The organism is Rhodoferax sp. (assembly GCF_028689305.1).
Classification (GTDB): Bacteria; Pseudomonadota; Gammaproteobacteria; order Burkholderiales; family Burkholderiaceae_C; genus Rhodoferax.
Window position 1 is genome coordinate 36,850 of record NZ_JAQTWM010000013.1, and the last position, 21,400, is coordinate 58,249.

Below are 21,400 nucleotides of genomic sequence, written 5' to 3' on the forward strand. Positions count from 1 at the left end.
CGCAGGCCACATGGGGATAATCCACCCCCATGAATCTGACACTTACTCTCTTTCCCCTGGGCTGGCAGCACTATCTGCTGGGCGGGGTCGCCATTGGTGCCGGGGTGGCGCTGCTGTTTGTGCTCACCGGCCTGGTCGGTGGCATGAGCACGGTGTTTTCCAGCACCTGGTCATTTGTGCTGCACCAGCGGTTTTTCCAGCAGGCCCGCTTCACCGATTCACGCGCCTGGCGCCTGGTCTACGCGCTGGGCCTGATTCTGGGCGCGCTGGTGTGGTGGCTGGGTTTTGCGGGCGCTGCCCCCCAAGTCACCCAGGTGCCGGTGTGGCAGCTGGTGCTGGGCGGCTTCCTGGTGGGTTACGGCGCCCGCCTGGGTAATGGCTGCACCTCGGGCCACGGCATTTGTGGCCTGGGGTCGCTGCAGTGGCCGTCGCTGCTGGCGGTGTTGACCTTCATGGCCACCGCCTTCCTGACGGCCAATCTGGCTGCGAGGTGGCTGGCATGAGCGCCCAGCGGCTGACCCCCGGGCGCTTTCTGGCCGTGCTGGCCGCGGGCGGGCTGTTTGGTTTTGGCCTGGCGCTGTCAACCATGATCCGCCCCGAAGTGGTGCTGAGTTTTCTGCGCCTGCAGGACTTTGGCCTGATGCTGGTGATGGGCGGCGCGGTGATGGTGACCCTGCTGGTCTACAAACTGGCGCCGCGCCTGCTGGGCAAACCGCTGCTGGGCGACTACTTTCACCAGCACGTGAGCCAGTGGAACCGCGACACCGCCGCCGGTGCGGCGCTGTTTGGCGTGGGCTGGGGCCTGTGCGGCGTCTGCCCCGGGCCGGCCATTGCCGGACTGGGTGCCGGCAACTGGACCCTGCTGTGGGCATTGGGCGGCATGGCCCTGGGCGCTTTGGTCCAGGGCCTGCGCGCCAAGGGCTGAGCACCGCCGCCAGCGCATGACCACATCCTCACCCTCCCTGCCGGCCCCGGCCGCCGCGCTGCCGCGTTATCTGGCGCTGGCGGGGCCCACGGCTTCGGGCAAGACCGCGGCGGCCCTGGCGCTGGCCCAACACCACGCGCTGGAGATCATCAGCGTCGATTCCGCGCTGGTCTACCGGGGCATGGACATTGGCACGGCCAAGCCCAGCGCCGCCGAGCTGGCTGCCGTGCCGCACCACCTGATCAACATCCGCGACCCGCTGCAGGCCTACAGCGCCGCCGAGTTTGTGGCTGACGCCCGGGCGCTGATCCTGGACATCACGGCGCGTGGCAAGCTGCCGCTGCTGGTGGGCGGCACCATGCTGTATTTCAAGGCGCTGCGCCAGGGCCTGGACGACATGCCCAAGGCCGACGCCGCCGTGCGCCTGGTGATCGAACAGGAAGCCGCGCAAAAGGGCTGGCCCGCCCTGCACGCCGAACTGGCGCAGGTGGACCCGGTCACCGCCGCCCGGCTGGCACCAGCCGACTCGCAGCGCATTGCCCGCGCGCTGGAGGTGTACCGCCTCTCCGGTCGGCCGATGGCCAGCTTCCATACTACAAAATTGATAGCTAATGAGGCAGATTCCACCCGGGCTAACGGCCTATTTGATGCCCAAACACCGGGCGATTCGCTGCTGATCTCGCTGGAGCCGCAGGACCGGGCCTGGCTGCATCAACGCATCGCCCAGCGCTTTGACGCCATGCTGGCGGGCGGATTGCTGGAAGAAGTGCTGGCCCTGCGTGCGCGCGGCGACCTGCACCCCGACCTGCCGTCGATGCGCTGCGTCGGTTACCGCCAGGCCTGGGAGGCGCTGGACGGCCAATGGCCGCTGGCTGAGCTGCGCGACCGCGGCATTTTTGCCACCCGCCAGCTGGCCAAACGGCAGATCACCTGGCTGCGCAGCATGCCCGAGCGCCGCGTGGTGGCCTGTGACGCGCCCGATGCGCTGGCGCAGGTGCTGGCGCTGGCCCGCCAGTTCGTGGACAACACGGCATGATCCTGGTGGCCGAACACCTGGGCAAGCACTACGGCGACACACCGGTGTTCCGCCACGTTTCGCTGCGCCTGGCGGCAGGTGAGTTCGTCGCCATCATCGGTGAATCGGGTGTGGGCAAGTCCACCCTGCTCAACTGCCTGGCCGGGCTGGACAGCTGGAACTACGGCACGGTGCGGCTGGACGGACTTGATCTGAACACCCTCAACGACGACCAACTGGCGCAGCTGCGGCGCGAGAAAACCGGTTTTGTGTTCCAGGCCTTCCACGTGCTGCCCCACCTGAGCGTGGCGCAAAACGTGGCGCTGCCGCTGATGCTGCTGGGCCAGTCTGATGACGCCCGCGTGCAGGCCATGCTGGCCGAAGTCGGGCTCGACGGCCTGGGCGAACGCCTGCCGCAGCAGCTCAGCGGCGGGCAATTGCAGCGGGTGGCGATCGCCCGCGCGCTGGTGCACCGCCCGAAACTGCTGCTGGCCGACGAGCCCACCGGCAACCTGGACCCGCGCACCGCTGAACGTGTTTTGGACGCGCTGGTGAGCCAGACCCGCGCCCACGGTGCCGCCATGGTGCTGGTGACCCACTCGGCCACCGCTGCGGCCCGCGCCGACCGGGTGTTGCAACTCACCGCTGATGGACTGATGCCCCATGCCGATCCGGATTGATTTTGCCGACCCGCACGGCGGTGCGGCGCTGCGCTGTGCCTTTGACCCGCCGCAACACACACTGGTGGCGCACACGGTGGCGCAAGTCCGCCCGCTGCTTGACGCGGTGGCCGCCTGGGCGCAACAAGGCCGCTGGTGTGTCGGCTACCTGCGGTATGAAGCCGCCAGCGCCTTTGATGCGGCCCTGCAGACCCACACCGCCGACGGCCCGCTGGCCTGGTTTGGCGTGTTTGACCAGGCCCGACCCTGGCCCGACGCGGCCACCACCGACGACGACCCCGGCGCGCTGAGCTGGCACGACCCGCTGAGCCAGCCGCAGTTTGCCACCAACATGGCCGCCATTCACCAGGCCATCGCCGCCGGAGAGCTGTACCAGGTCAACTACACCACCATGCTGCAGGCCGGGTTCAGCGGCAGCACCGCGGCGCTGTTTGCCCGCCTGCAACGCGCCCAGCCTGGTGGTTATGCCGCCTGTATCGACAGCGGTTTCGAGCAAGTGCTGTCGGTCTCCCCCGAGCTGTTCTTTGACTGGAAAGACGGCACCATCCTGACCCGCCCGATGAAAGGCACGGCCGCGCGTGGCCACAGTGCCGAGGAAGACACAGCTCGGGCCGCCGCGCTGACCCAGTCGCCCAAGGAACGCGCCGAAAACGTGATGATCGTGGACCTGCTGCGCAATGACCTGTCTCGCATCGCCGAGCCGCATTCGGTCAAGGTGCCGGCGTTGTTTGCGGTGCAGACCCTGCCCACCGTGCACCAGATGGTGTCGGACGTGCGCGCCCGCACCCGGCCCGGCACCACGCTGGCTGACGTGTTTGCCGCCCTGTTTCCATGCGGCTCGATCACCGGCGCGCCCAAGGTGCGCGCCATGCAGCTGATCAAGTCGCTGGAGCCGCAGCCCCGCGGCGTCTACTGCGGCGCCATCGGGGTGGTGCGCCCAGGCGGCCACGCCACCTTCAGCGTGGCGATCCGCACCGTCACCCGCCAGGGCCAGCTGCTGCGCTGCGGCATCGGCAGCGGCATCACCGCCGACGCCAGCGCCGACGCCGAGTGGCAGGAGTGGCAGCACAAGCGCCGCTTTCTGGAGCGCGCCAGCCAGCGCTTCACCCTGCTGGAAACCCTGCGCCTGCAAGGCGGCGAGTTTCATCTGCTGGACTGGCATCTGGCGCGGCTGCAAGCGGCCGCCCGCCACTTTGGCTACCCGTTTGACTTGCGTCAGGTCGACGCCGCGCTGCGCGCGCTGGTGCCACCCACCCCTGATGAACGGGTCTGGCGGGTGCGCCTGCAGCTGGACGCCAGCGGCACGCCCAGCGCCGAAAAATTTGAACAAAACAGCACGCCAGCCCGCGTCAAAATTGCCCTGGCAGCTACACCTTTTGAAGCATTCGAGAGTGAATTCACCCGTTTCAAAACCAGCCGCCGCGCGCATTACGAGGCCTTCGCCCCAACCGACCCGGCGCTGTTTGACACCCTGCTCTACAACCCGCGTGGTGAATTGACCGAATGCACCCGCGGCAACATCGCCGTGCTGCTGGACGGCCAGTGGTGCACCCCGGCGCTGCATTGCGGCCTGCTCGCTGGCGTCGGTCGTGCCCACCATCTGGCCGAGGGCCGCCTGCGCGAGGCAGTGATCACCCTGGCCGACCTGCCCCGGGTGCAGGCCTGGGCCTTCATCAACAGCCTGCGTGGCTGGGTGGATGCCGAATTGGTGTGAAGCGCGTGTTATCCCTGCTCTGCACCTTCTCCTGGCAGGAGCTGCGCCAGCACCCGTGGCGCCATGGTGCCGCGGTGCTGGCGGTGATGCTGGGGGTGGCGCTGGCGTTTGCGGTGCACCTGATCAACAACTCGGCGCTGGACGAGTTTGCCCAGGCGGCGCGTTCGGTCGGCGGCCAGAGTGACCTGGAGCTGCGCGCCGTGCAGGGATCGTTTGACGAGGCGCTGTTTGCGCGGGTGGCGCGCACCCCCGGCGTGGCGCTGGCGGCGCCGGTGCTGGACATCGGCAGCGCCATCCAGACGCCGCAAGGCCTGCGGCCGCTGCGCGTGCTGGGCGTGGATGCCCTGGTGCTGCCGGCGCTGGCCCCGGACCTGATGCCGCAGCCGTCCGCCGCCCACGCCAGCCGCTGGGCTCTGCTGAGCCCGGGGCAGGTGTTTCTGAACCCCGCGGCCCAGCGCCTGACGGCCGCTGCCCCCACGCTGCAACTGCAAAGCGGCCGGCAATGGCACAGCGTGGTGGTGGCCGGCAGCGTGCGGGCCAGCGGGCCAGCGCTGGCGGTGATGGACATAGGTGCCGCCCAGGAGCTGTTTGACCGGCAGGGCCAGCTCAGCCGCATCGACCTGCGGCTGCAGCCCGGGGTGTCGCGCGAGGCGCTGGCACGCACCCTGCAGGCCGCACCCGACTGGCCGCAAGGGGTGACAGTGGCCGTGCCCGACAACAGCCCAGCCCAGATCGGCAACCTGTCCCGCGCCTACCGTGTCAACCTGACGGTGCTGGCGCTGATGGCCCTGTTCACCGGCGCGTTTCTGGTGTTTTCGGTGCTGTCGCTCAGTGTCGCCAAACGCGCGCAGCAATTCGCCCTGCTGGGGGTGCTGGGCCTGGGCGCGCGGGCGCGGCTGGCGCTGGTGCTGTGGGAGTCGCTGGCGCTGGGCCTGGTCGGCAGCGGCGCCGGGCTGGCGCTGGGCACGGCACTGGCGGCGCTGGCCTTGCGCCTGCTCGGGGGCGATCTGGGCGGCGGCTTTTTTGCCGGGGCGGCACCCGACCTGCAGTTCAGCGCCGGCGCGGCGCTGGTTTATGGCGCGCTTGGTGTGGCCGCCGCCCTGGCCGGTGGCTGGTGGCCGGCGCGCCGGGCGCAGCAATTGCCGCCCGCCCAGACGCTCAAGGGCCTGGGCAGCCAGGGACCGCAGCGCAGCGGGCCGGGGCTGAGTCTGGTGTTGATCGTGGCCGGCGCGGCGCTGACGCAGGCACCGCCGGTGGCTGGCATCCCGCTGGCGGCTTATGTGGCCATTGGCCTGCTGCTGGTGGGCGGCATCACGGCGCTGCCGGGGCTGATTGGTCTGCTGCTGGGCCAACTGGCGCCGCGGCTGGCGCGCCAGACCCTGCCGCTGCTGGCGCTGGAGCGCGCGCGCCGCCAGCGCGACACCGCGGCTGTGGCGGTCAGCGGCGTGGTGGCATCCCTGAGCCTGGCGGTGGCGCTGACGGTGATGGTGGCGAGTTTTCGGGATTCGGTCAGCCAGTGGCTGGACCAGCTGCTGCCAGCCGACCTGTATGTGCGCAGCGCCGTCCTCTCAAGCAGCCACGACCCGGTGTTTTTCAGCCCGCAGCTGGTCGAGGCCGCGACCCAGCTGCCCGGGGTGCGACAGGTGCAGGCCCAGCGCTGGGTGCCTCTGCCCTTGCAGGCCAGTCTGCCGCCGGTGGCGCTGCTGGCGCGTGAACTGGGTGACCCGGCGCGCAGCCTGCCACTGACCACAACCGCGCTGCCGGTGCCGCCAGGCCAGATCGGCCTGTTTGTCAGTGAGGCGGTGGTCGATCTGCATGGCGCCCGGGTGGGTCAGCCTTTCCCCTTGTTTGACCAGGCTTTTAGGCCTCTAGCCCGGAAGGAATATGCCTCATCAGCTACGTTTTTTGTAGCTGGCGTGTGGCGTGATTACGCCCGCCAGAGTGGCGCCATCGCGATGGATCTGGCCGCCTTCCAGCGTCTGACGGGGGATGGGCGCACCAATGATCTGGCCTTGTGGCTGACGCAGCCCGACACCGCGCCAGCCGTCCAGCAGGCGCTGCAGGCCCTGGCCCCGGAGCTGGCGCTGGAGTTTGGCAGCGCAGCGCAGATCCGCGCCCGCTCGCTGAAGATCTTTGACCGCAGCTTTGCCGTCACCACCTGGCTGCAGGCGGTGGCGATCGCGATTGGCCTGTTTGGCGTGGCGGCCAGCTTCAGCGCCCAGGTGCTGGCGCGGCGCAAGGAGTTCGGTCTGCTGGCGCACCTGGGGCTGACGCGCCGCCAGATCCAGACGGTGGTGGCGCTGGAGGGGCTGGCCTGGACCACCCTGGGTGCGCTGGCCGGTCTGGGCCTGGGGCTGCTGGTGTCGGTGGTGCTGGTGCATGTGGTCAACCCGCAGAGTTTTCACTGGACCATGACGCTGATGGTGCCCTGGCTCAAATTGCTGGCACTGTGCCTGGCGGTGGTGCTGGCCGGCACCGTCACGGCCTGGCTGGCGGCCCGTGCGGCAGCGGCTCAGGATGCGGTGCTGGCGGTCAAGGAAGACTGGTAGGCGCCACCCCGGCCCAGGCCGGATCGGGGTGCCAGCTGGCCAGCCAGCCGGGCAGTTCGCTGGCCGGCATCGGGCGGGCAATGCCGTAGCCCTGCGCCAGATGGCAGCCCAGCCGCAGCAGCAGGGTGCCGTGCGCCACGGTTTCGACACCTTCGGCAATCACCTGACGCTTGAAGGCACGCGCCAGACCGATCACCCCTTCCATGATGGCCAGATCGTCTGCATCTGCCAGCATGCCGCGCACAAAACTCTGGTCGATCTTGATCACCTCGACCGGCAGGTACTTCAGGTAGGTCAGGGAGGAATAACCGGTGCCGAAGTCATCCAGCGCAAACCCCACCCCGAGCTGCTGGCAGTCATGGATCACCCGGGCGGTGCGCTCCAGGTCATGCAGCGCGCTGGTTTCCAGCACTTCGAGCTGCAACAAGGTGGTATCGACGCCGGGGAACCGGGCCAGCATCTCGGCCAGACGCTGGACAAAATTTTCCTCCTGCAGCTGGCGGGCGCCGACGTTCACACTCACCTGGAACACCAGGCCCTGGGCCTGCCACTGCTGCATCTGTGTCAGGGCGGCGCGGATCACCCATTCCCCCAGGCTGACCGCCAGCGCATGGTCTTCCACCACCGGTAAAAAGTCGGCCGGCGACAGCCGCCCCTTGGTCGGGTGCTGCCAACGGATCAGCGCTTCGGCACCGATCACCACACCGGTTTGCAGGTTGACCTTGGGCTGGTAATACAGCTCAAATTCCGCGTGTTCAAGGGCGCGGGCGATTTCATCCAGGCTTTCGTGCAGCCCGCGCACGCTGCGGTCATGCGCCGCATCAAAGGCGTGGTAACGGTTCTTGCCCGACACCTTGGCCTGGTACATGGCCTGATCGGCCTGGCGCATGAGCTGGTCGGCATCCACCGGCTCGGCCTGCGGATAAAAGGTCACACCCAGGCTGGCCGACACCTGCAGCCGCACATCACCAAACGGCATGGACAGGGCGGCGGCGGCCAGCAGCCGTTTCAGGGTTCCGGCGCAGTCATTGGCATCGGACAGGTCGGCCAGCACCGCCACAAACTCGTCGCCGCCCAGGCGCGCCAGGGTGTCGCCCTCACGCAGGGCGTTGCGCATGTTGCCGGCCACGCCGACGAGCAGCTGGTCACCGGCTTCGTGGCCATAGGTGTCGTTGATCTGTTTGAAGCCATCCAGGTCCAGATAGGCCACGGCCACCAGCTGGCCCCGGCGCTGTGCCTGGGCCATGGCCTGCTTGAGCCGGTCGGCCAACAACACCCGGTTGGGCAGGTTGGTCAGCGCGTCAAAGTGGGCAATGTGTTCCAGCTGCTGCTGGTGTTCCTTGTTGGCCGTGATGTCGAAAAACATGGCCACATAGTGCTGGACCGATTGCGCGGCATCACGGACCGCACTGATGGTGAGCAGTTCGGCGTACACCTCGCCGTCCTTGCGCCGGTTCCAGAGTTCACCTTGCCAGTGGCCGACTGACTTCAGTTCGGCAAACATGGCCTGGTAAAACTCGTGGCTTTGCCGACCCGAACTCAGGATCCGGGGGTTGCGGCCCAGCACCTCTTCGCGGCGGTAGCCGGTGATGGTGGCGAAGGCGGCATTGGCGTCAACGATGTTGGCGTCGGCATCGGTGATGCAAATGCCTTCGCGGGCGTGTTCAAACACGCTGGCGGCCAGCCGCAGCTGGTCTTCGGTCTGGCGCCGCTCGGTGATGTCGGTGTCAATGCCGATCATGCGCAGGGCTTTGCCATGGGCATCACGGCTGACAATCTGCCCCTGCTCCAGCATCCACTTGTAGCTGCCGTCCTTGCAGCGCACACGGTTTTCATGGCGATAACGCGGCGTCTCACCGCGCAGACATTGGTTAAGCGCCGCCAGCGTCGAGGCGCGGTCGTCCGGATGCAGGCGCGACTCCCACTCGTTGGTGTTTTGGCCCAGTTCATGGTCCTGGTAACCGAGTGTGGCTTTCCAGCTTTCCGACAGGAACAGCGTGCCCGCTGGAATATTCCAGTCCCACAAGCCGCCGCCAGAGGCCTCGACCGCAAACTTCCAGCGAAATTCACTCTCCGCCAGCGCCTGCCGCTGGCGCAGCACCTGGTTCTGGCGCGAGCGCAATTGCTGCCCGGTCATCCACAGGCGCGCGCCGAGCAACAGGATCAACAGCAGGGCCACACCGGCCCCCATCAGCTCGGTGCGGTAACGCAGCACCACATCACGCAGGGTGAACGCCGGCTCGACGTCAAACGGCGGCATGCGCAAGGCCCGCAGCACGTCGGCCACACGCGAATAGTCGTCCGGCACCGAGAACCCGCGGATACCCATGGCCTGGGCGCTGGCGGAATCCGCCTGGATCGAGAACAACGCGGCAGTCACGCGCCGAGCCAGATGTTCATCCACATGACCGAGATAGGAAAACGGCCATTCCGGGTACAACGGGGTCGACGACAACACCGGAAAACCGGTGAGCTGCTGCGCATTGAGCACCCGCACCTGCGCCAGATCGAGTTTGCCTTCGCGCTGCATGGCTTCGAGCAGGCCGGTGCGGACAAAACCAACGTCCGCCTTGCCTTGCAAGACGGCCGCCACCACCCGGTCCTGCGGCACCCCGGTGAACATCAGCTTGCTGGACGCATTCAGCACCACACCCACGCGCAGCAGCTCAAAGGCCTGCATCTGGTAGCCCCCGAGAGAGTCGCTGCCAACCGCCGCCATCGTCATGTTCTTGAGTTCGGACAGTGACACCGGCTCGGGCCGATCGGAGCGGGTGAACATGACGCCGCCAAAGCCGGCCACCTCCACGCCACTTTCATTCACCAGCAGGGTGGCCAGCGGCGCCTTCAGGTCGGTCAGCCGGGCCAGCTTCACATAGTGTCCCGGGTTGGTCAGGACAAATTCCACCTCCTGCCGGGCCACCACCGCCTCCATTTCTGCGAGGGTGTAGGCCCGCACCTCAAAGTCGTAATCCGGGACACTGGCTTTGAGCACCTTCACCAAGGGCTGCCACTGTGCCAGGGTTTGCGCCTTGGGCCGAAACGCCAGCACAGCGATCTTGACCGTATCCAACGCATGGCTTGGCCACGCCGCCAGCAGCAGGGCCAGGCCCAGAACCCACAACACCAGGCTCCGTTGGGGCTTGCGGCACCCCCCAACGCGAACCAAATCGCCACCTGGGGGCTGAAAACGGAAGAAGGTATGCATAAGCAAGTCAAATCATAAGTCACTGATATGGTGTGAAACTTGCTTGGGAAAGTGGCTCCGATGGCTAGGTAAAAACCTGCACCATCCGGACGCGGGGCTGGCCATAGAATCAGCTTTTCATTTTTTATTAACCTGCCGGGCTTGTGCCTGCATTCCTGAAGAAAGTCACAGTATGAAGAAACTCCTGCTTGCTGCTGCTATCAGCGCCTTGTGCGCCTCGGCTTTTGCCCAGAACAAAGACCTCAAGGTGGCGATTGATGCCACTTACGAACCTTTCACCTTCAAGACCGCAGACGGCAAACCCACCGGTTTTGACGTGGATATTGCCAATGCCCTGTGTGAACAGATCAAGCGCAAATGCGTGTTTGTCGAACAGGCCTGGGACGGCATGATTCCCGGCCTGCTGGCCAAAAAATACGACGTGATCATCAGCTCGATGTCGATCACCGAAGAACGCCTGAAACAGGTGGACTTCACCGACAAGTACTACAACACCCCCAGCAAGATCGTCCTGAAAAAAGACATCAAGTTTGACGGCCCGGCCTCGATCAAGGGCAAGAAGATCGGTGTGTTGAAGGCCTCCACCCAGGAGAAATACGCCCTGGGCGAACTCAAGACCAAGGGTGTGGAAGTGGTGTCTTATGATGCCCAGGACCAGGTTTACCTGGACATCAAGGCCGGCCGTCTGGACGGCACGGTGGCCGACACCATGGAAGTCACCGGTGGCTTTCTGAGCAAGCCGGGCGGTGAGAACTACCAGTTCGTCGGCACCGAGCTGTTCATCCCCAAATACTTCGGCGTGGGTGCCGGTGTGGCGCTGCGCAAGGGTCAGGCTGACCTGAAGAAGGAAATCAATGCGGCCATCAAGACCATTCGCGCCAATGGCAAGTACAAGGCCATCAACGACAAGTACTTCAAGTTCGACGTTTACGGCAAGTAATCCGACCCCACGGCCAGCGATCCACCTCTGATGCAATCGTACTTCTGGGTCATCCTGCACGGTTCCCTACTGACGATCGGGGTGTCCCTGCTGGCCTTGCTGGTGGCCATTCTGTTTGGCCTGGCCGGTGCCGCGGCCAAACTCTCGGGCCGGCCCATTCTGGTGGGGCTGGCCACTTTTTACACCACCATCATCCGTGGCATTCCTGATCTGGTGTTGATGCTGCTGGTGTTTTATGGCGGCACGATTGGCATCAATACCCTGCTGGAAAAACTCGGCAGCGAAGCCACCGTCGACATCGAACCGTTCACCGCCGGGGTACTGACCATTGGTTTCATCTACGGCGCCTACATGACCGAAACCTTTCGCGGCGCCATTCTGAGCATCCCCAAAGGCCAGATGGAGGCCGCCTGGGCATTTGGCATGTCGCGCCTGCAGACCTTTCTGCGCATCACCTTGCCGCAGATGGTGCGTTACGCGCTGCCCGGCTTCACCAATAACTGGCTGGTGCTGATCAAGGCCACCGCGCTGGTGAGCCTGATTGGCCTGCAGGAGATGACCTATCTGGCCAAACAGGCCAGCGCCGCCACCCGCTCACCGTTCATGTTTTTTCTGTTCACCGGCGCGCTGTTCCTGATTTACACCTCGATTTCCCTGGCAGTGCTCAGACGGGTCAATGCCCGTTACAGCCTGGGCGCCAAGCGGGGGACCTTGTGATGGAGTGGGCGGTCATTTTTGAGCCCGACAACTTGGCGCTGTTTGGCAACGGTATTGTGATCACGCTGTGGTTGCTGGCCTCGTCACTGGCGGTTGGCGCCGTGCTGGCACTGGTCTTTGCCTTGATCCTGACCGGCCCTTGGGCGCCGTTACGCTGGCTGGTGGGTGCCTACACCTTTGTCATCCGCGGCACGCCGCTGCTGATTCAGGTTTATCTGATCTATTACGGCCTGGGCCAGCTGGAGTGGATTCAGGCCCGCTGGGACTCGGTTTGGCCCTGGACCCATTTCAAAGAGCCTTTCTTTTGTGCCCTGCTGGCGTTCAGCCTGAACACAGCGGGCTACACCGCCGAAATGCTGGCTGGCGCCATCCGAGAAACCAGTGCTGGCGAGATCGAAGCCGCGCAGGCGTATGGCATGAGCCGCTTCCAGACCATGCTGCGCGTCGTGCTGCCCAGCGCCCTGCGCCGTACCCTGCCAGCCTACAGCAACGAAGTGGTGATGATGTTGCACAGCACCAGCCTGGCCAGTGCGGTGCCCAATATGCTGGACGTGACTTCAGCCGCCAGCCGCATCTATGCCACCTATTACCTGCCGTTCGAAGCTTACCTGGCTGCCGCCGCCATCTACCTGGCGGCCTCGTTTTGCCTGATCGGCTTTTTCCGCTTCAGCGAGGGGCGGCTTCTGGCTTACCTGGCCCCGCGCAAAACCTAACCGGATGACCTGTTGCCATGCAGCGCTTTGACCACCCCCTGTTATCCCCCAGCCTGGGCAGCCACAAAACCCTCACCAGTTTTCATTTTGGCCAGCCTGGCAGCGGGCGGAAAATCTACATTCAAGCCAGCCTGCACGCCGAAGAATTGCCCGGCATGCTAACGGCGCATCACCTGCGCGCACAGCTGGAGGCCGCCGAGGCTGCCGGTCTGATCCGGGGCGAGATTGTGCTGGTGCCGGTGGCCAACCCGATTGGCCTGGCGCAACGGCTGGACCATAAACCGATGGGCCGGTTTGAGCTTGACACCTCGGAAAACTTCAACCGCTTTTACCCCGACCTGGCCAGCGCCATTGTTGAGGTGGTCTCGGGCGCGCTGACCGACGACGCCAGCGCCAACGTGCAGCTGGTGCGCCGCGCTATCGGGGACTACCTGCAAAGCTGGACTCCCAATACCGAGCTGCAAAGCTTGCGCCGCACCCTGCTGACACTGTCACACGATGCTGACTACATGCTCGACCTGCACTGCGACTGTGAAGCCGTGTTGCATTTCTACACCGAAGAGCCGTGCTGGCCCCAATTGGCCCCGCTGGCGCATTTCCTGGGCAGCCGGGCGACATTGCTGGCGCGCAATTCGGGCAATCGCCCGATCGACGAATGCCTGTCCAGCGCCTGGTGGCAGTTGTCCGAAAAACTCGCTGCCGCCGGCAACTCCAAACCACTGCCGCAGGGCTGCTGCAGCACCACCATTGAGCTGCGTGGCGAACTCGATGTCAGCCACGCCTGGGCGCAGCAGGATGCCCAGGCCATCGTCAACTGGCTGCAATACATCGGGGTCTGGACCTGTGTCACCGCACCCGCGGTGCCGGCCGCGTTGTGTGAAGCCACACCACTGGCAGGCTCCGAAACCCTGTATGCCCGCAGCCCCGGTATGGTGGTCTTTGCCGCGGTGCCCGGCCAGACCCTGAAAAAAGGTGACCTGGTGGCCGAGATCATCGACCCGATTGCCAAACACACGGCGCCGGTGCTGGCCGGGGTTGACGGCGTGTTTTATGCCCGCATCCGGGATCGTTACATCACCACCGGCGGGGAGCTGGGCAAAATCGCCGGTGCCAAGGCCTTCCGTACCGGCACCTTGTTAGGTGACTGAAGACGTCCATGCGCCCTACTGAACCCATCGACATGACCACCACGCCTCTCAAACTCCAGGTTGAAAACATCCACAAGCGCTTTGGCGCCAATGAGGTGCTCAAAGGTGTGTCTCTGACCGCCCACGCCGGCGACGTGATCAGCATCATTGGCAGCTCAGGTTCTGGCAAAAGCACGTTCCTGCGCTGCATCAACCTGCTGGAAAAGCCGCATCAGGGACGGATCAACGTGGCGGGTGAAGAACTGCACCTGACTGCCGCCTCAAACGGCGAACTGCATGCGGCCAACCCCGCCCAACTGGCGCGCCTGCGGACCAAGCTGGCCATGGTGTTCCAGCATTTCAACCTGTGGGCCCACATGACGGTGCTGCAAAACATCATTGAGGCCCCGGTGCATGTGATGAAGGTGCCACGCGACCAGGCGATAGACACCGCCCGCAAGTACCTGGCCAAGGTGGGGCTTGAAGGCAAGGAGGACAGCTACCCGGCCCATTTGAGTGGTGGCCAGCAGCAGCGTGTGGCCATTGCCCGGGCGCTGGCCATGGAGCCCGAGGTGATGCTGTTCGACGAACCCACCAGCGCCCTCGACCCGGAACTGGTGTCCGAGGTGCTCAAGGTCATGAAAAACCTGGCGCTGGAAGGGCGCACCATGGTGGTGGTGACACACGAGATGGGTTTTGCCCGCGAGGTCTCCAATCACCTGATCTTTTTGCACCGCGGCCTGATTGAAGAGCAGGGTAACCCGGCCCAGGTGTTGGCCAGTCCGAAGAGTGTGCGCCTGGCTCAATTCCTGTCAGGCAGCCTCAAATAACATGAACTGGCTGCACCACGCGATAGCCCAGATCGAGGCCGACTACCAGCGCAGTGCGGACACCCACCTGATCGCCCTGCCGCTGCCCGGTTTTGCCCGGCACGGCATTGACCTGTACCTGAAAGACGAATCCACCCACCCCACCGGCAGCCTGAAACACCGGCTGGCGCGTTCGCTGTTTCTCTACAGCCTGTGTAATGGCTGGCTGCACGAGGGGTCCACCGTGGTGGAGTCCTCCAGCGGCTCCACCGCCGTGAGCGAGGCCTACTTTGCCCGCCTGCTGGGCCTGCCCTTCATTGCGGTCATGCCCAAAAGCACCTCGGCAGAAAAAATTGCGCAAATCACGTTTTACGGCGGTCGCTGTCACCTGGTGGACAGTGCCTCAGCGGTTTACGACGAGGCCCGGGCGCTGGCCACCCAGACCGGCGGGCACTACATGGACCAGTTCACCTATGCCGAACGCGCCACCGACTGGCGCAGCAACAACAACATTGCGCAGAGCATGTTCAGCCAGATGGCGCGCGAACGGTTTCCGGTGCCCCGCTGGATTGTGGTGGGAGCTGGCACCGGCGGAACCAGCGCCACCATTGGCCGTTATGTGCGCTACCAGCGGCACGCCACCCAGGTCTGTGTGCCTGACCCGGTGGGCTCGGTGTTTGGCGCGTATTACCGCAGCGGCGATGCCAGTCTGACCGGCCCGGGCTCACGCATCGAAGGGATTGGCCGCCCCCGAGTGGAGGCCAGTTTCATCCGCACCCTGGTTGACCGGATGATCGACGTCGCGGATGTGGACTCGGTGGCGGCCATGCACATCCTCACCGATTTGCTGGGACGCAAGGTCGGGCCGTCCACCGGCACCAACTTTGTCGGCATGCTGGCACTGGCCTGCGAGATGCGCCACAAAGGGGAACGTGGCTCGATCCTGTCGCTGCTGTGTGACTCCGGAGAACGTTATCTGGGGTCGTACTTCGACCCGGTATGGGCACTGAACCACATTGGTGACAGCGGTGCCGCGCAGGCGCGGCTACGGGAACAACTGACCTGATTGACCATCATCACACCATGACCCCAACCCAATTTCCCGACGGCATGGCCTTTGTCCAAGGGCGTTATGTCCCCATTGCCGAGGCCGCCATTCCCATCACTGACTGGGGGTTCCTGCGCTCCGACGCCACTTACGACGTAGTGACGGTCTGGGACGGCGCTTTTTTCCGTCTGGAGGCCCATCTGGAGCGCTTTCTCCACAGTTGCCAGCGCTGGCGCCTCGACCCGGGCCTGAATGCCCAGCAGATCACCGAGGTGCTGTCGCAATGTGTGCGTCTGAGCGGCTTGCGCTCGTCTTATGTCGAAATGATCTGCACCCGTGGCCAACCCGCCTGGGGGTCGCGTGACCCACGCCAGGCGGTCAACCAGTTTTATGCCTTTGCCGTGCCCTATGTCTGGATCGCCAATGCCGAACAACGCGACCAGGGCCTGCATCTGAAGATCAGCGAGGTGCAGCGGATTCCGTCCACCTCGGTAGACCCACGGGCCAAGAACTACCACTGGAACGACCTGACCATGGGGCTGCTTGATGCCCTGGACGCCGGCGCTGACAGCGTGCTGCTGGTGGATGCGCAGGGTAACGTGGTGGAAGGCCCGGGATTCAACGTGTTCTGCCTCCGTCACGGCGCCCTGATCACGCCGGATGCCGGCATGCTTGAAGGCATCACCCGCCGCACCGTGATTGAAATCGCCCAGTCACGGGGCATGACCCCGCAGCTGCGCCCGCTGCCGGCTGACGAATTAAGACATGCCGACGAGGTTTTCATCACCACCTCGGGCGGTGGCATCCTGCCGGTGACCAGGGTCGACCAGTGCCAGATTGGTGACGGCCGCCCAGGCCCGATCACTCGCCAGCTGATCCAGACCTACTGGGACTGGCACCAAAACCCGGCCTACAGCCTGGCGATTGATTATTCGCGCTAAGGCCGGGACAACCTGGACAGATGGATGACCACACCCGTCAGACGGTGAATCAATCCGTCTGACATTCACGCCGTTGCAGTGCCGGCAAGCCGATCCTGGCGCGCATATCAAGACAATCCGGATTCGGCGAGCCGTCGGCCAGCCAGGTCACAAACTCCCGGCAGGTCGACGGCCGGTTGGCATAGATGCTGCAACGGATACCCGGCTGGCCCAGTTGGCCCTGCAAGGCAAGACAGCGCCCGCCACCACGCTCGGTGCCTTTCATGCAGGCCATCACGTCATTGACCTTGCTGGCCAGCTCGGCAGGCACCCACCCGCCCGAGCCGTCAGACAACTCACCGCAATAAAAAGACACCCGGTAATAGGCACAACAGGCACCGCAGGAGACACAGGGATTGTCGATGTGGTCAGACATGGCATGCGTCAGAAACAAAAAAGCGCCTCAAGAGGCGCTTTTTATATTGGCGGAACGGAGTCGTTCGAAAGATGGCAGAAAACCCGCATGAATGCTGGGTTTTGATTTTCAAAATTTAAAAAGTACCCCCAGAAATACCCCCAGGCTACAACCGCTGGGGGTATTTCTGGTGATCGGCGGTAGTGTCCGGTTGCTGGATACACCTGTATCGTGTATCGGGTGACTACCCAAGCCAAACATGTGCGCACGCACGGACGACGTGGGTCGAATTACCCCCGAAGGGTTTTGGTGTGGGAGTACCTATAGGGGGGTGTCACCATGTCATGTCAGATCAGCGAACCCCATCCAACCCGGCAGGATTTGAGGTGATTTGTGCGTATTTCATCGGAGAGGCGCCCAAAAAAGTTGGGGGCACTGGGGGCAACTGTGGATAACTGCCCTAAGTCATTGTCGCCATTGATGAAATCTGCCCCCAAAATTTTGGGGGCAAATCGTTTTTGTTTGGGGGCACTGGGGGCAAATCGTTCCGTTGTCGTTCGCTGACGTTCAGAAACCGGACAACGGGCAAGAAATAGGACCAAAAACCGGACTTTTCCACGCCACAGCAGCTAGCGGAAGCACGGGGGTCGAATTACCCGGATGGCGTTTTGCTCCAGGAGTACCTATGGGGGGGTGTCACCCCCACCTTGGTGCTGGAATCAAGCAGCGCCAGGCTTTTGCAGCGCGGGTAGAACTCCACCACGCCGCCGCCCACACGCGGACCGGTACACGCTGACGCAGTGGCCACGCTGGCACTGTTGGCCAGGTGGGCAATGGCATTGGTCTGGTGCTTACAGCTCAAGCTCAAAGATGGCAGGCGGGATGCGATAGCACCACGTATTGCCAAGGCCAGGCAGACGGGCCTTGCAGTCATGTAGGCGGCCCTTGTCGGGCAACAGGCACCCATGATTAAGCAGCACGCTGGCCACGGCCTTGTAGTCAAACCCTTGGCACACCTCACCCCTGAAGGTTTCAGCCAGGATGAAGTATTCAAAGCTCACACCTTCACCCAGGGCTGCGGGCATGCGGTCGCCAAACTCTGCACCGTGCTGGCTGTTGGTCTTGATGGGTTCACCTTGATCGTTGAGCATGCGCCGCACCCCGGCCCGCTGCAAGGTCTTGGGGGCGTGATCATCACTGCCACGGTGCCACATGGCAAAGCGGCCTTCACCGTGGGTTTCCAGAAAGCGGCGCACTTGCCGCAGCATGGCTGTCACCTCACTACTGCCAGCGCCGCCGCGTGAGCTTATCCAGGCATCAAAGCAAATCTTTGCCGCCCTGGTAGCCTCACCTTCAGGCCAGCCCGTTAAGCCCGCTTGCGTAGCCAGCTCACCCGCTGCGGCTATCAATGCAAAGCGCCGCGCCCCACGCTTGACCTGCCCGGCTGCACCGCTGGGCAACAGCATCGCCTCGGTCGCGTCGATGCGCTCACGCATCAGCGCCGCCAGGCCATCGGTGTGACTGACCAAGTATTCAAGCCAGGCCCGCCCTGGTGTGCCATAGCAGCGGCCCGCGTGTTGCATCACCCAGCCCGATAGCTCGTGCCCACTGGCGAATTCATGGAGTGTCTCAAGCGCTGACTCTGGAGCTACCTCGGTAGGGATGGGGATCATCCGCACTTCTTGCCCGCCCTTCATCTTGCCGCCCACGCTTTCCATGTGCTGGGACAACGTGACTTCACCACTACTCAGGAACAGCAGCCGCCAGGTGGCTTTAGGGCGTAAGCCGCCTGCCCCTTTGCTGCGGGTTTTGCCCATTCCGTCAGCCAACATATAGGCCGACTGCCCCGCGTCTGACGCATCCATTTGCCCCAGCTCGTCAAGGATTAGCGTGCAGTCATTGTGCTGTTCGCCCTGGTACTCAAGGCCGTTTGAGCTGGCCCGCCACTTTTGCATGTAGCTGTCAGGGTCTTTTTCTGTGCCCTTGCCCCACACGCTAGCGGCCAACAGAAAGCATGTGGTTTTACCAATACTGCTTTTCCCTGTGTAGTGCACCCCGCCGCCTGTGGTGCCCGGTGCCCACACCAACAGCGGCCCGGCAAAGGCCGTGGCCACCGCAAACGCAGCCCGGCTATTGCCAATGCACAGCCGCCCAAGGTCTTGCTGCCATTGATCCAGATGGCCGCGCTGGTTGAAGTTGGCTTCAATGCCCGCCTCACTGTGAAAAATCACCCGCTCCCCGGAGGGGTTGGTTCCCAGTGTTTCGTTGGGCAAAACGTAGCAGCGGCCATGCCAGCCCACACGGGGCACGTGCCGCACCAGCTCCAAAGTGGCAGGGTTACGACTTTGAAAATATTCGGTCAGCCAGCCCCTGCGCTTGGCATCGGTGGGGGTCATGAAGCCCTGACTGAGCAACGCGGCGCGGTAGGCCGTGCCATCGCCTGACAGCATGGTCAAGGGCATCAACCAGCAGCGGCCCTTCTTGAACGGGGTGTCAAACTCCAGCAGCAGCGCGGCCTGGTTGTCTTGCGCATCGCGTGCCAGCCCGGTGACGCGAAGCGGGCCGCACACCCTGCGCGGTGTGCCGCCATCGTCGCCGGGTGGTGTGAACCACAGGCCATCATTATTGACTTGGAAACGATCAAAAGCGCCAGCACTTGCAGCGTTTTCGGGCGGTGCTGATTTGGGGCCGCTGGGCTTGCGTGGTGTGGCCTTGGTGGGGTTGCTTGTCTTTTCTGATGGCGGGGCGCTTGGGGTCATTGGGTAGGGTTCGCGGGTGTCTATGGCGTGATGCAGCACCAGGCGCACGGCTTCAATGCCTGCGGCTGCCGCCATGTCGTTGAAGTCGCTACCGACCTCGGGCAAACCTTCGGGAAAAACTGCCAGGCCACCCACTGCCTTGGCCGCTGCTTCGGCCTTGGTGCGTCCGGGGTTGTGGCCTTTTTCTGCAAAGGTCTGACGATCATCGTCACCACACAGCACCAGCAAGGCTGCGGGGTAGAGTTGGCGCAGGGCTTTGGCCACGTGGATCAGGTTGCCCGCGTCAAAGGCCACAGCCACCGGGTAGCCCGTGGCCTGGTGCACGCTGGCGCAAGTGGCGTAGCCCTCCCCAATCATCAGCACAGCAGGCCCGGCGGGGTCGGTGCCCAGATCACCAATCAAGTGCCACAGGCCCGACTTGCGGCCACCCTTCAAAAACAGTTTGTCAGTGCCACCACTGGCAGGCCTGTCGGGGGCGATGCGTTGCACGTTCCACAGCTTGCCGTCAGCGTCACGCAGGGGCACCAGCACCCGACCATCGGCGGCAAAGCGCACACCGTAGGGCTGCACTGCCTTGCGGGTCAGGTAGGCGCTGGTGCCTGACTCGCTGGCGCTGTCCCAAAGCAATGCAGCCTCGGCAGCAGCGTGGTCGTGGGCGGCTTGTTCTTTGGCGGCATCGGCTTGCTGGCGCTGGGCACGCTCACGGGCCAGGCGTGCCACGGCTTCGGGGTCTGGCTTGGCTGGCGCTTGGTCAGGCTGGGGCAGCACAAAGCCGTTTTGTTTGGCCAGGTGCAGCAGCGTGCCAATGCCCACGCCGCCACCTGCCTTGACGCTGTTCCAGGTGGAGCGGGTGGCCTTGATGTCGTAGCCTTTAGCCGAAGCGCTCCAGTCGGTGAACAGGTCGCGGCCTGTTTCGTCTGGGTATTCGCTCTTGATGGCCATGGCCACCCGTGCCCATTCATCACGCGGCAGGTTCGGCGGGATGTGAGCCAGGGCGGCGCGGATCAGGTCGGGGGTTGGACTTGTTTTCATGTTCCCTTGTGAGCGGGTCACATGCCTGCTGATCTCTGAGCCCGCTGCAGCGCGGCGATCAAGTTCTTGGCGTCAGTGTCACTGGCCGCATTGATGGCCGTGTTGCGGCCATCAATGTTGAGATTGACGGTGTAGATGTGTTTGGTGGGAGTGTTGCCACCAGCGTCAGTACCCGCCTGATCATCAATGGCCTGGGCGCGTTTCTGGCCTTTGAGGCGGTTGACCTGGGCACGGTACTCGGATTCTGTCCAGGAGTCCACGGCCTGTGCCAGGCCAGAGCCATCAGGCATGCTGGTGGCGTAGGCTTGGCGCTGCTGCTGTTTCCAGTTCTCGTACCAAACTTGCGCCTCTCCCAAGCTTGTGAAATTGGGCACGATGTCCATCTGACTGCGGCTGTTTTTAAGCCACGTCTCTTGATCGGTTTTGCTTTGCTGGCTGGCGTCGGCCCATTTGGCCTGCTCTTGGGCAAAGCCTGCGGCCAGGTGCTGGCCGTCCTTGCGCAATGCCGTTGATTCCTGCATCAGAGCCTTGCCTTTGTCGCTGGTGGCCTCGTAGGCAGCGTTCTTGAGGGCCAGATAAGCGCCCGTGGCGGCTTCCAGGTTGCGGGTCAGGCCGCTGACTGATCCTGCGGCATCCGTCATGCCACTGACGATGCTGTCGCCCGTGGCGCTGCTTTGCACTTGCAGACCCCGCATGGCGGCCTGCGCCTTGAGGGTGTCAGTGGCTACACCGTTGTTGGCTGCTATGGCTGATTCAGCGTAGGTTGTAAATGCTTTTTGCATGTCAGCCGTGCTTACACGCGTATCAGCACTCACACGATCCCATGCCGCCT

At 64.1% G+C, this 21,400-nt stretch carries 17 protein-coding genes and 1 pseudogene; 13 read left to right on the forward strand and 5 right to left on the reverse strand.

The window, feature by feature from the left end; genetic code table 11:
* Positions 1-29: 29 nt before the first annotated feature.
* From PHW99_RS04730 to PHW99_RS04755, 6 genes are read left to right on the forward strand one after another with little or no spacing between them, the layout of a single operon-like run.
* On the forward strand, positions 30-503 hold the full coding sequence (locus PHW99_RS04730; protein ID WP_300174303.1) for a YeeE/YedE thiosulfate transporter family protein: 474 nt from the start codon (positions 30-32) through the stop codon (positions 501-503).
* On the forward strand, positions 500-925 hold the full coding sequence (locus PHW99_RS04735) for a DUF6691 family protein (RefSeq protein WP_300174305.1): 426 nt from the start codon (positions 500-502) through the stop codon (positions 923-925). Before PHW99_RS04730 ends, PHW99_RS04735 begins: the two co-directional genes overlap by 4 nt.
* A gap of 16 nt (positions 926-941) precedes the next feature.
* On the forward strand, positions 942-1,961 hold the full coding sequence (miaA, locus tag PHW99_RS04740) for a tRNA (adenosine(37)-N6)-dimethylallyltransferase MiaA (protein WP_300174307.1): 1,020 nt from the start codon (positions 942-944) through the stop codon (positions 1,959-1,961).
* Positions 1,958-2,620, forward strand: a complete 663-nt coding sequence (locus tag PHW99_RS04745; RefSeq protein ID WP_300174309.1) for an ABC transporter ATP-binding protein — start codon at positions 1,958-1,960, stop codon at positions 2,618-2,620. The genes miaA and PHW99_RS04745 overlap by 4 nt, the downstream gene beginning before the upstream one ends.
* Complete coding sequence (gene pabB / locus PHW99_RS04750; protein ID WP_300174310.1) at positions 2,604-4,334, forward strand: aminodeoxychorismate synthase component I; 1,731 nt, start codon at positions 2,604-2,606, stop codon at positions 4,332-4,334. The genes PHW99_RS04745 and pabB overlap by 17 nt, the downstream gene beginning before the upstream one ends.
* A 5-nt stretch (positions 4,335-4,339) precedes the next feature.
* Positions 4,340-6,883, forward strand: coding sequence for an ABC transporter permease (locus tag PHW99_RS04755; RefSeq protein ID WP_300174311.1), 2,544 nt, complete (start codon positions 4,340-4,342; stop codon positions 6,881-6,883).
* Here PHW99_RS04755 and PHW99_RS04760 read toward each other — a convergent pair.
* Positions 6,867-10,007: an EAL domain-containing protein gene (locus PHW99_RS04760; protein WP_300174312.1), complete on the reverse strand. Its 3,141-nt coding sequence runs from the start codon at positions 10,005-10,007 to the stop codon at positions 6,867-6,869. The two genes, PHW99_RS04755 and PHW99_RS04760, sit on opposite strands and share 17 nt — an antisense overlap.
* 253 nt (positions 10,008-10,260) lie before the next feature.
* On the opposite strand from PHW99_RS04760, the gene PHW99_RS04765 reads away from it, so the two are divergent.
* From PHW99_RS04765 to PHW99_RS04795, 7 genes are read left to right on the forward strand one after another with little or no spacing between them, the layout of a single operon-like run.
* The gene (locus PHW99_RS04765) at positions 10,261-11,028 is read left to right on the forward strand and encodes a transporter substrate-binding domain-containing protein (RefSeq protein WP_300174313.1); all 768 of its coding nucleotides are present in this window, start codon (positions 10,261-10,263) and stop codon (positions 11,026-11,028) included.
* Positions 11,029-11,058: 30 nt separating this feature from the next.
* A complete protein-coding gene (locus PHW99_RS04770; protein ID WP_300174314.1) occupies positions 11,059-11,745 on the forward strand; it encodes an ABC transporter permease subunit in 687 nt (228 codons plus the stop codon).
* Complete coding sequence (locus tag PHW99_RS04775; protein ID WP_300174316.1) at positions 11,745-12,458, forward strand: ABC transporter permease subunit; 714 nt, start codon at positions 11,745-11,747, stop codon at positions 12,456-12,458. Before PHW99_RS04770 ends, PHW99_RS04775 begins: the two co-directional genes overlap by 1 nt.
* A gap of 17 nt (positions 12,459-12,475) precedes the next feature.
* The gene (locus tag PHW99_RS04780; protein WP_300174318.1) at positions 12,476-13,606 is read left to right on the forward strand and encodes a succinylglutamate desuccinylase/aspartoacylase family protein; all 1,131 of its coding nucleotides are present in this window, start codon (positions 12,476-12,478) and stop codon (positions 13,604-13,606) included.
* Between the two features lie 32 nt (positions 13,607-13,638).
* A complete protein-coding gene (locus PHW99_RS04785; protein ID WP_300174320.1) occupies positions 13,639-14,415 on the forward strand; it encodes an ATP-binding cassette domain-containing protein in 777 nt (258 codons plus the stop codon).
* Between the two features lies 1 nt (position 14,416).
* Positions 14,417-15,460: a PLP-dependent cysteine synthase family protein gene (locus PHW99_RS04790; protein ID WP_300174321.1), complete on the forward strand. Its 1,044-nt coding sequence runs from the start codon at positions 14,417-14,419 to the stop codon at positions 15,458-15,460.
* Between the two features lie 17 nt (positions 15,461-15,477).
* The gene (locus tag PHW99_RS04795) at positions 15,478-16,383 is read left to right on the forward strand and encodes an aminotransferase class IV (RefSeq protein ID WP_300174322.1); all 906 of its coding nucleotides are present in this window, start codon (positions 15,478-15,480) and stop codon (positions 16,381-16,383) included.
* A 49-nt stretch (positions 16,384-16,432) separates the two neighbouring features.
* Here PHW99_RS04795 and PHW99_RS04800 read toward each other — a convergent pair whose 3' ends face one another.
* The 4 genes and pseudogenes from PHW99_RS04800 to PHW99_RS04815 form a co-directional block, all read right to left on the reverse strand.
* Positions 16,433-16,798, reverse strand: a complete 366-nt coding sequence (locus PHW99_RS04800) for a YkgJ family cysteine cluster protein (protein WP_300174324.1) — start codon at positions 16,796-16,798, stop codon at positions 16,433-16,435.
* A gap of 631 nt (positions 16,799-17,429) precedes the next feature.
* The gene (locus PHW99_RS04805) at positions 17,430-17,639 is read right to left on the reverse strand and encodes a hypothetical protein (RefSeq protein ID WP_300174326.1); all 210 of its coding nucleotides are present in this window, start codon (positions 17,637-17,639) and stop codon (positions 17,430-17,432) included.
* Positions 17,629-20,568, reverse strand: a complete 2,940-nt coding sequence (locus tag PHW99_RS04810; RefSeq protein ID WP_300174328.1) for a DUF927 domain-containing protein — start codon at positions 20,566-20,568, stop codon at positions 17,629-17,631. The genes PHW99_RS04805 and PHW99_RS04810 overlap by 11 nt, the downstream gene beginning before the upstream one ends.
* A gap of 17 nt (positions 20,569-20,585) precedes the next feature.
* Positions 20,586-21,400 (reverse strand): annotated as a pseudogene (locus tag PHW99_RS04815) (hypothetical protein); the annotation flags it as partial.

What these genes read in the sequence shown, in the direction of transcription:
- PHW99_RS04730 (WP_300174303.1), top strand. Translation starts at nt 30, where the DNA reads ATGAATCTGACACTTACTCTCTTTCCCCTGGGCTGGCAGCACTATCTG.
- PHW99_RS04735 (WP_300174305.1), top strand. Translation starts at nt 500, where the DNA reads ATGAGCGCCCAGCGGCTGACCCCCGGGCGCTTTCTGGCCGTGCTGGCC.
- miaA (WP_300174307.1), top strand. Translation starts at nt 942, where the DNA reads ATGACCACATCCTCACCCTCCCTGCCGGCCCCGGCCGCCGCGCTGCCG.
- PHW99_RS04745 (WP_300174309.1), top strand. Translation starts at nt 1,958, where the DNA reads ATGATCCTGGTGGCCGAACACCTGGGCAAGCACTACGGCGACACACCG.
- pabB (WP_300174310.1), top strand. Translation starts at nt 2,604, where the DNA reads ATGCCGATCCGGATTGATTTTGCCGACCCGCACGGCGGTGCGGCGCTG.
- PHW99_RS04765 (WP_300174313.1), top strand. Translation starts at nt 10,261, where the DNA reads ATGAAGAAACTCCTGCTTGCTGCTGCTATCAGCGCCTTGTGCGCCTCG.
- PHW99_RS04770 (WP_300174314.1), top strand. Translation starts at nt 11,059, where the DNA reads ATGCAATCGTACTTCTGGGTCATCCTGCACGGTTCCCTACTGACGATC.
- PHW99_RS04775 (WP_300174316.1), top strand. Translation starts at nt 11,745, where the DNA reads ATGGAGTGGGCGGTCATTTTTGAGCCCGACAACTTGGCGCTGTTTGGC.
- PHW99_RS04780 (WP_300174318.1), top strand. Translation starts at nt 12,476, where the DNA reads ATGCAGCGCTTTGACCACCCCCTGTTATCCCCCAGCCTGGGCAGCCAC.
- PHW99_RS04785 (WP_300174320.1), top strand. Translation starts at nt 13,639, where the DNA reads ATGACCACCACGCCTCTCAAACTCCAGGTTGAAAACATCCACAAGCGC.
- PHW99_RS04790 (WP_300174321.1), top strand. Translation starts at nt 14,417, where the DNA reads ATGAACTGGCTGCACCACGCGATAGCCCAGATCGAGGCCGACTACCAG.
- PHW99_RS04795 (WP_300174322.1), top strand. Translation starts at nt 15,478, where the DNA reads ATGACCCCAACCCAATTTCCCGACGGCATGGCCTTTGTCCAAGGGCGT.
- PHW99_RS04800 (WP_300174324.1), bottom strand. Translation starts at nt 16,798, where the DNA reads ATGTCTGACCACATCGACAATCCCTGTGTCTCCTGCGGTGCCTGTTGT.
- PHW99_RS04810 (WP_300174328.1), bottom strand. Translation starts at nt 20,568, where the DNA reads ATGAAAACAAGTCCAACCCCCGACCTGATCCGCGCCGCCCTGGCTCAC.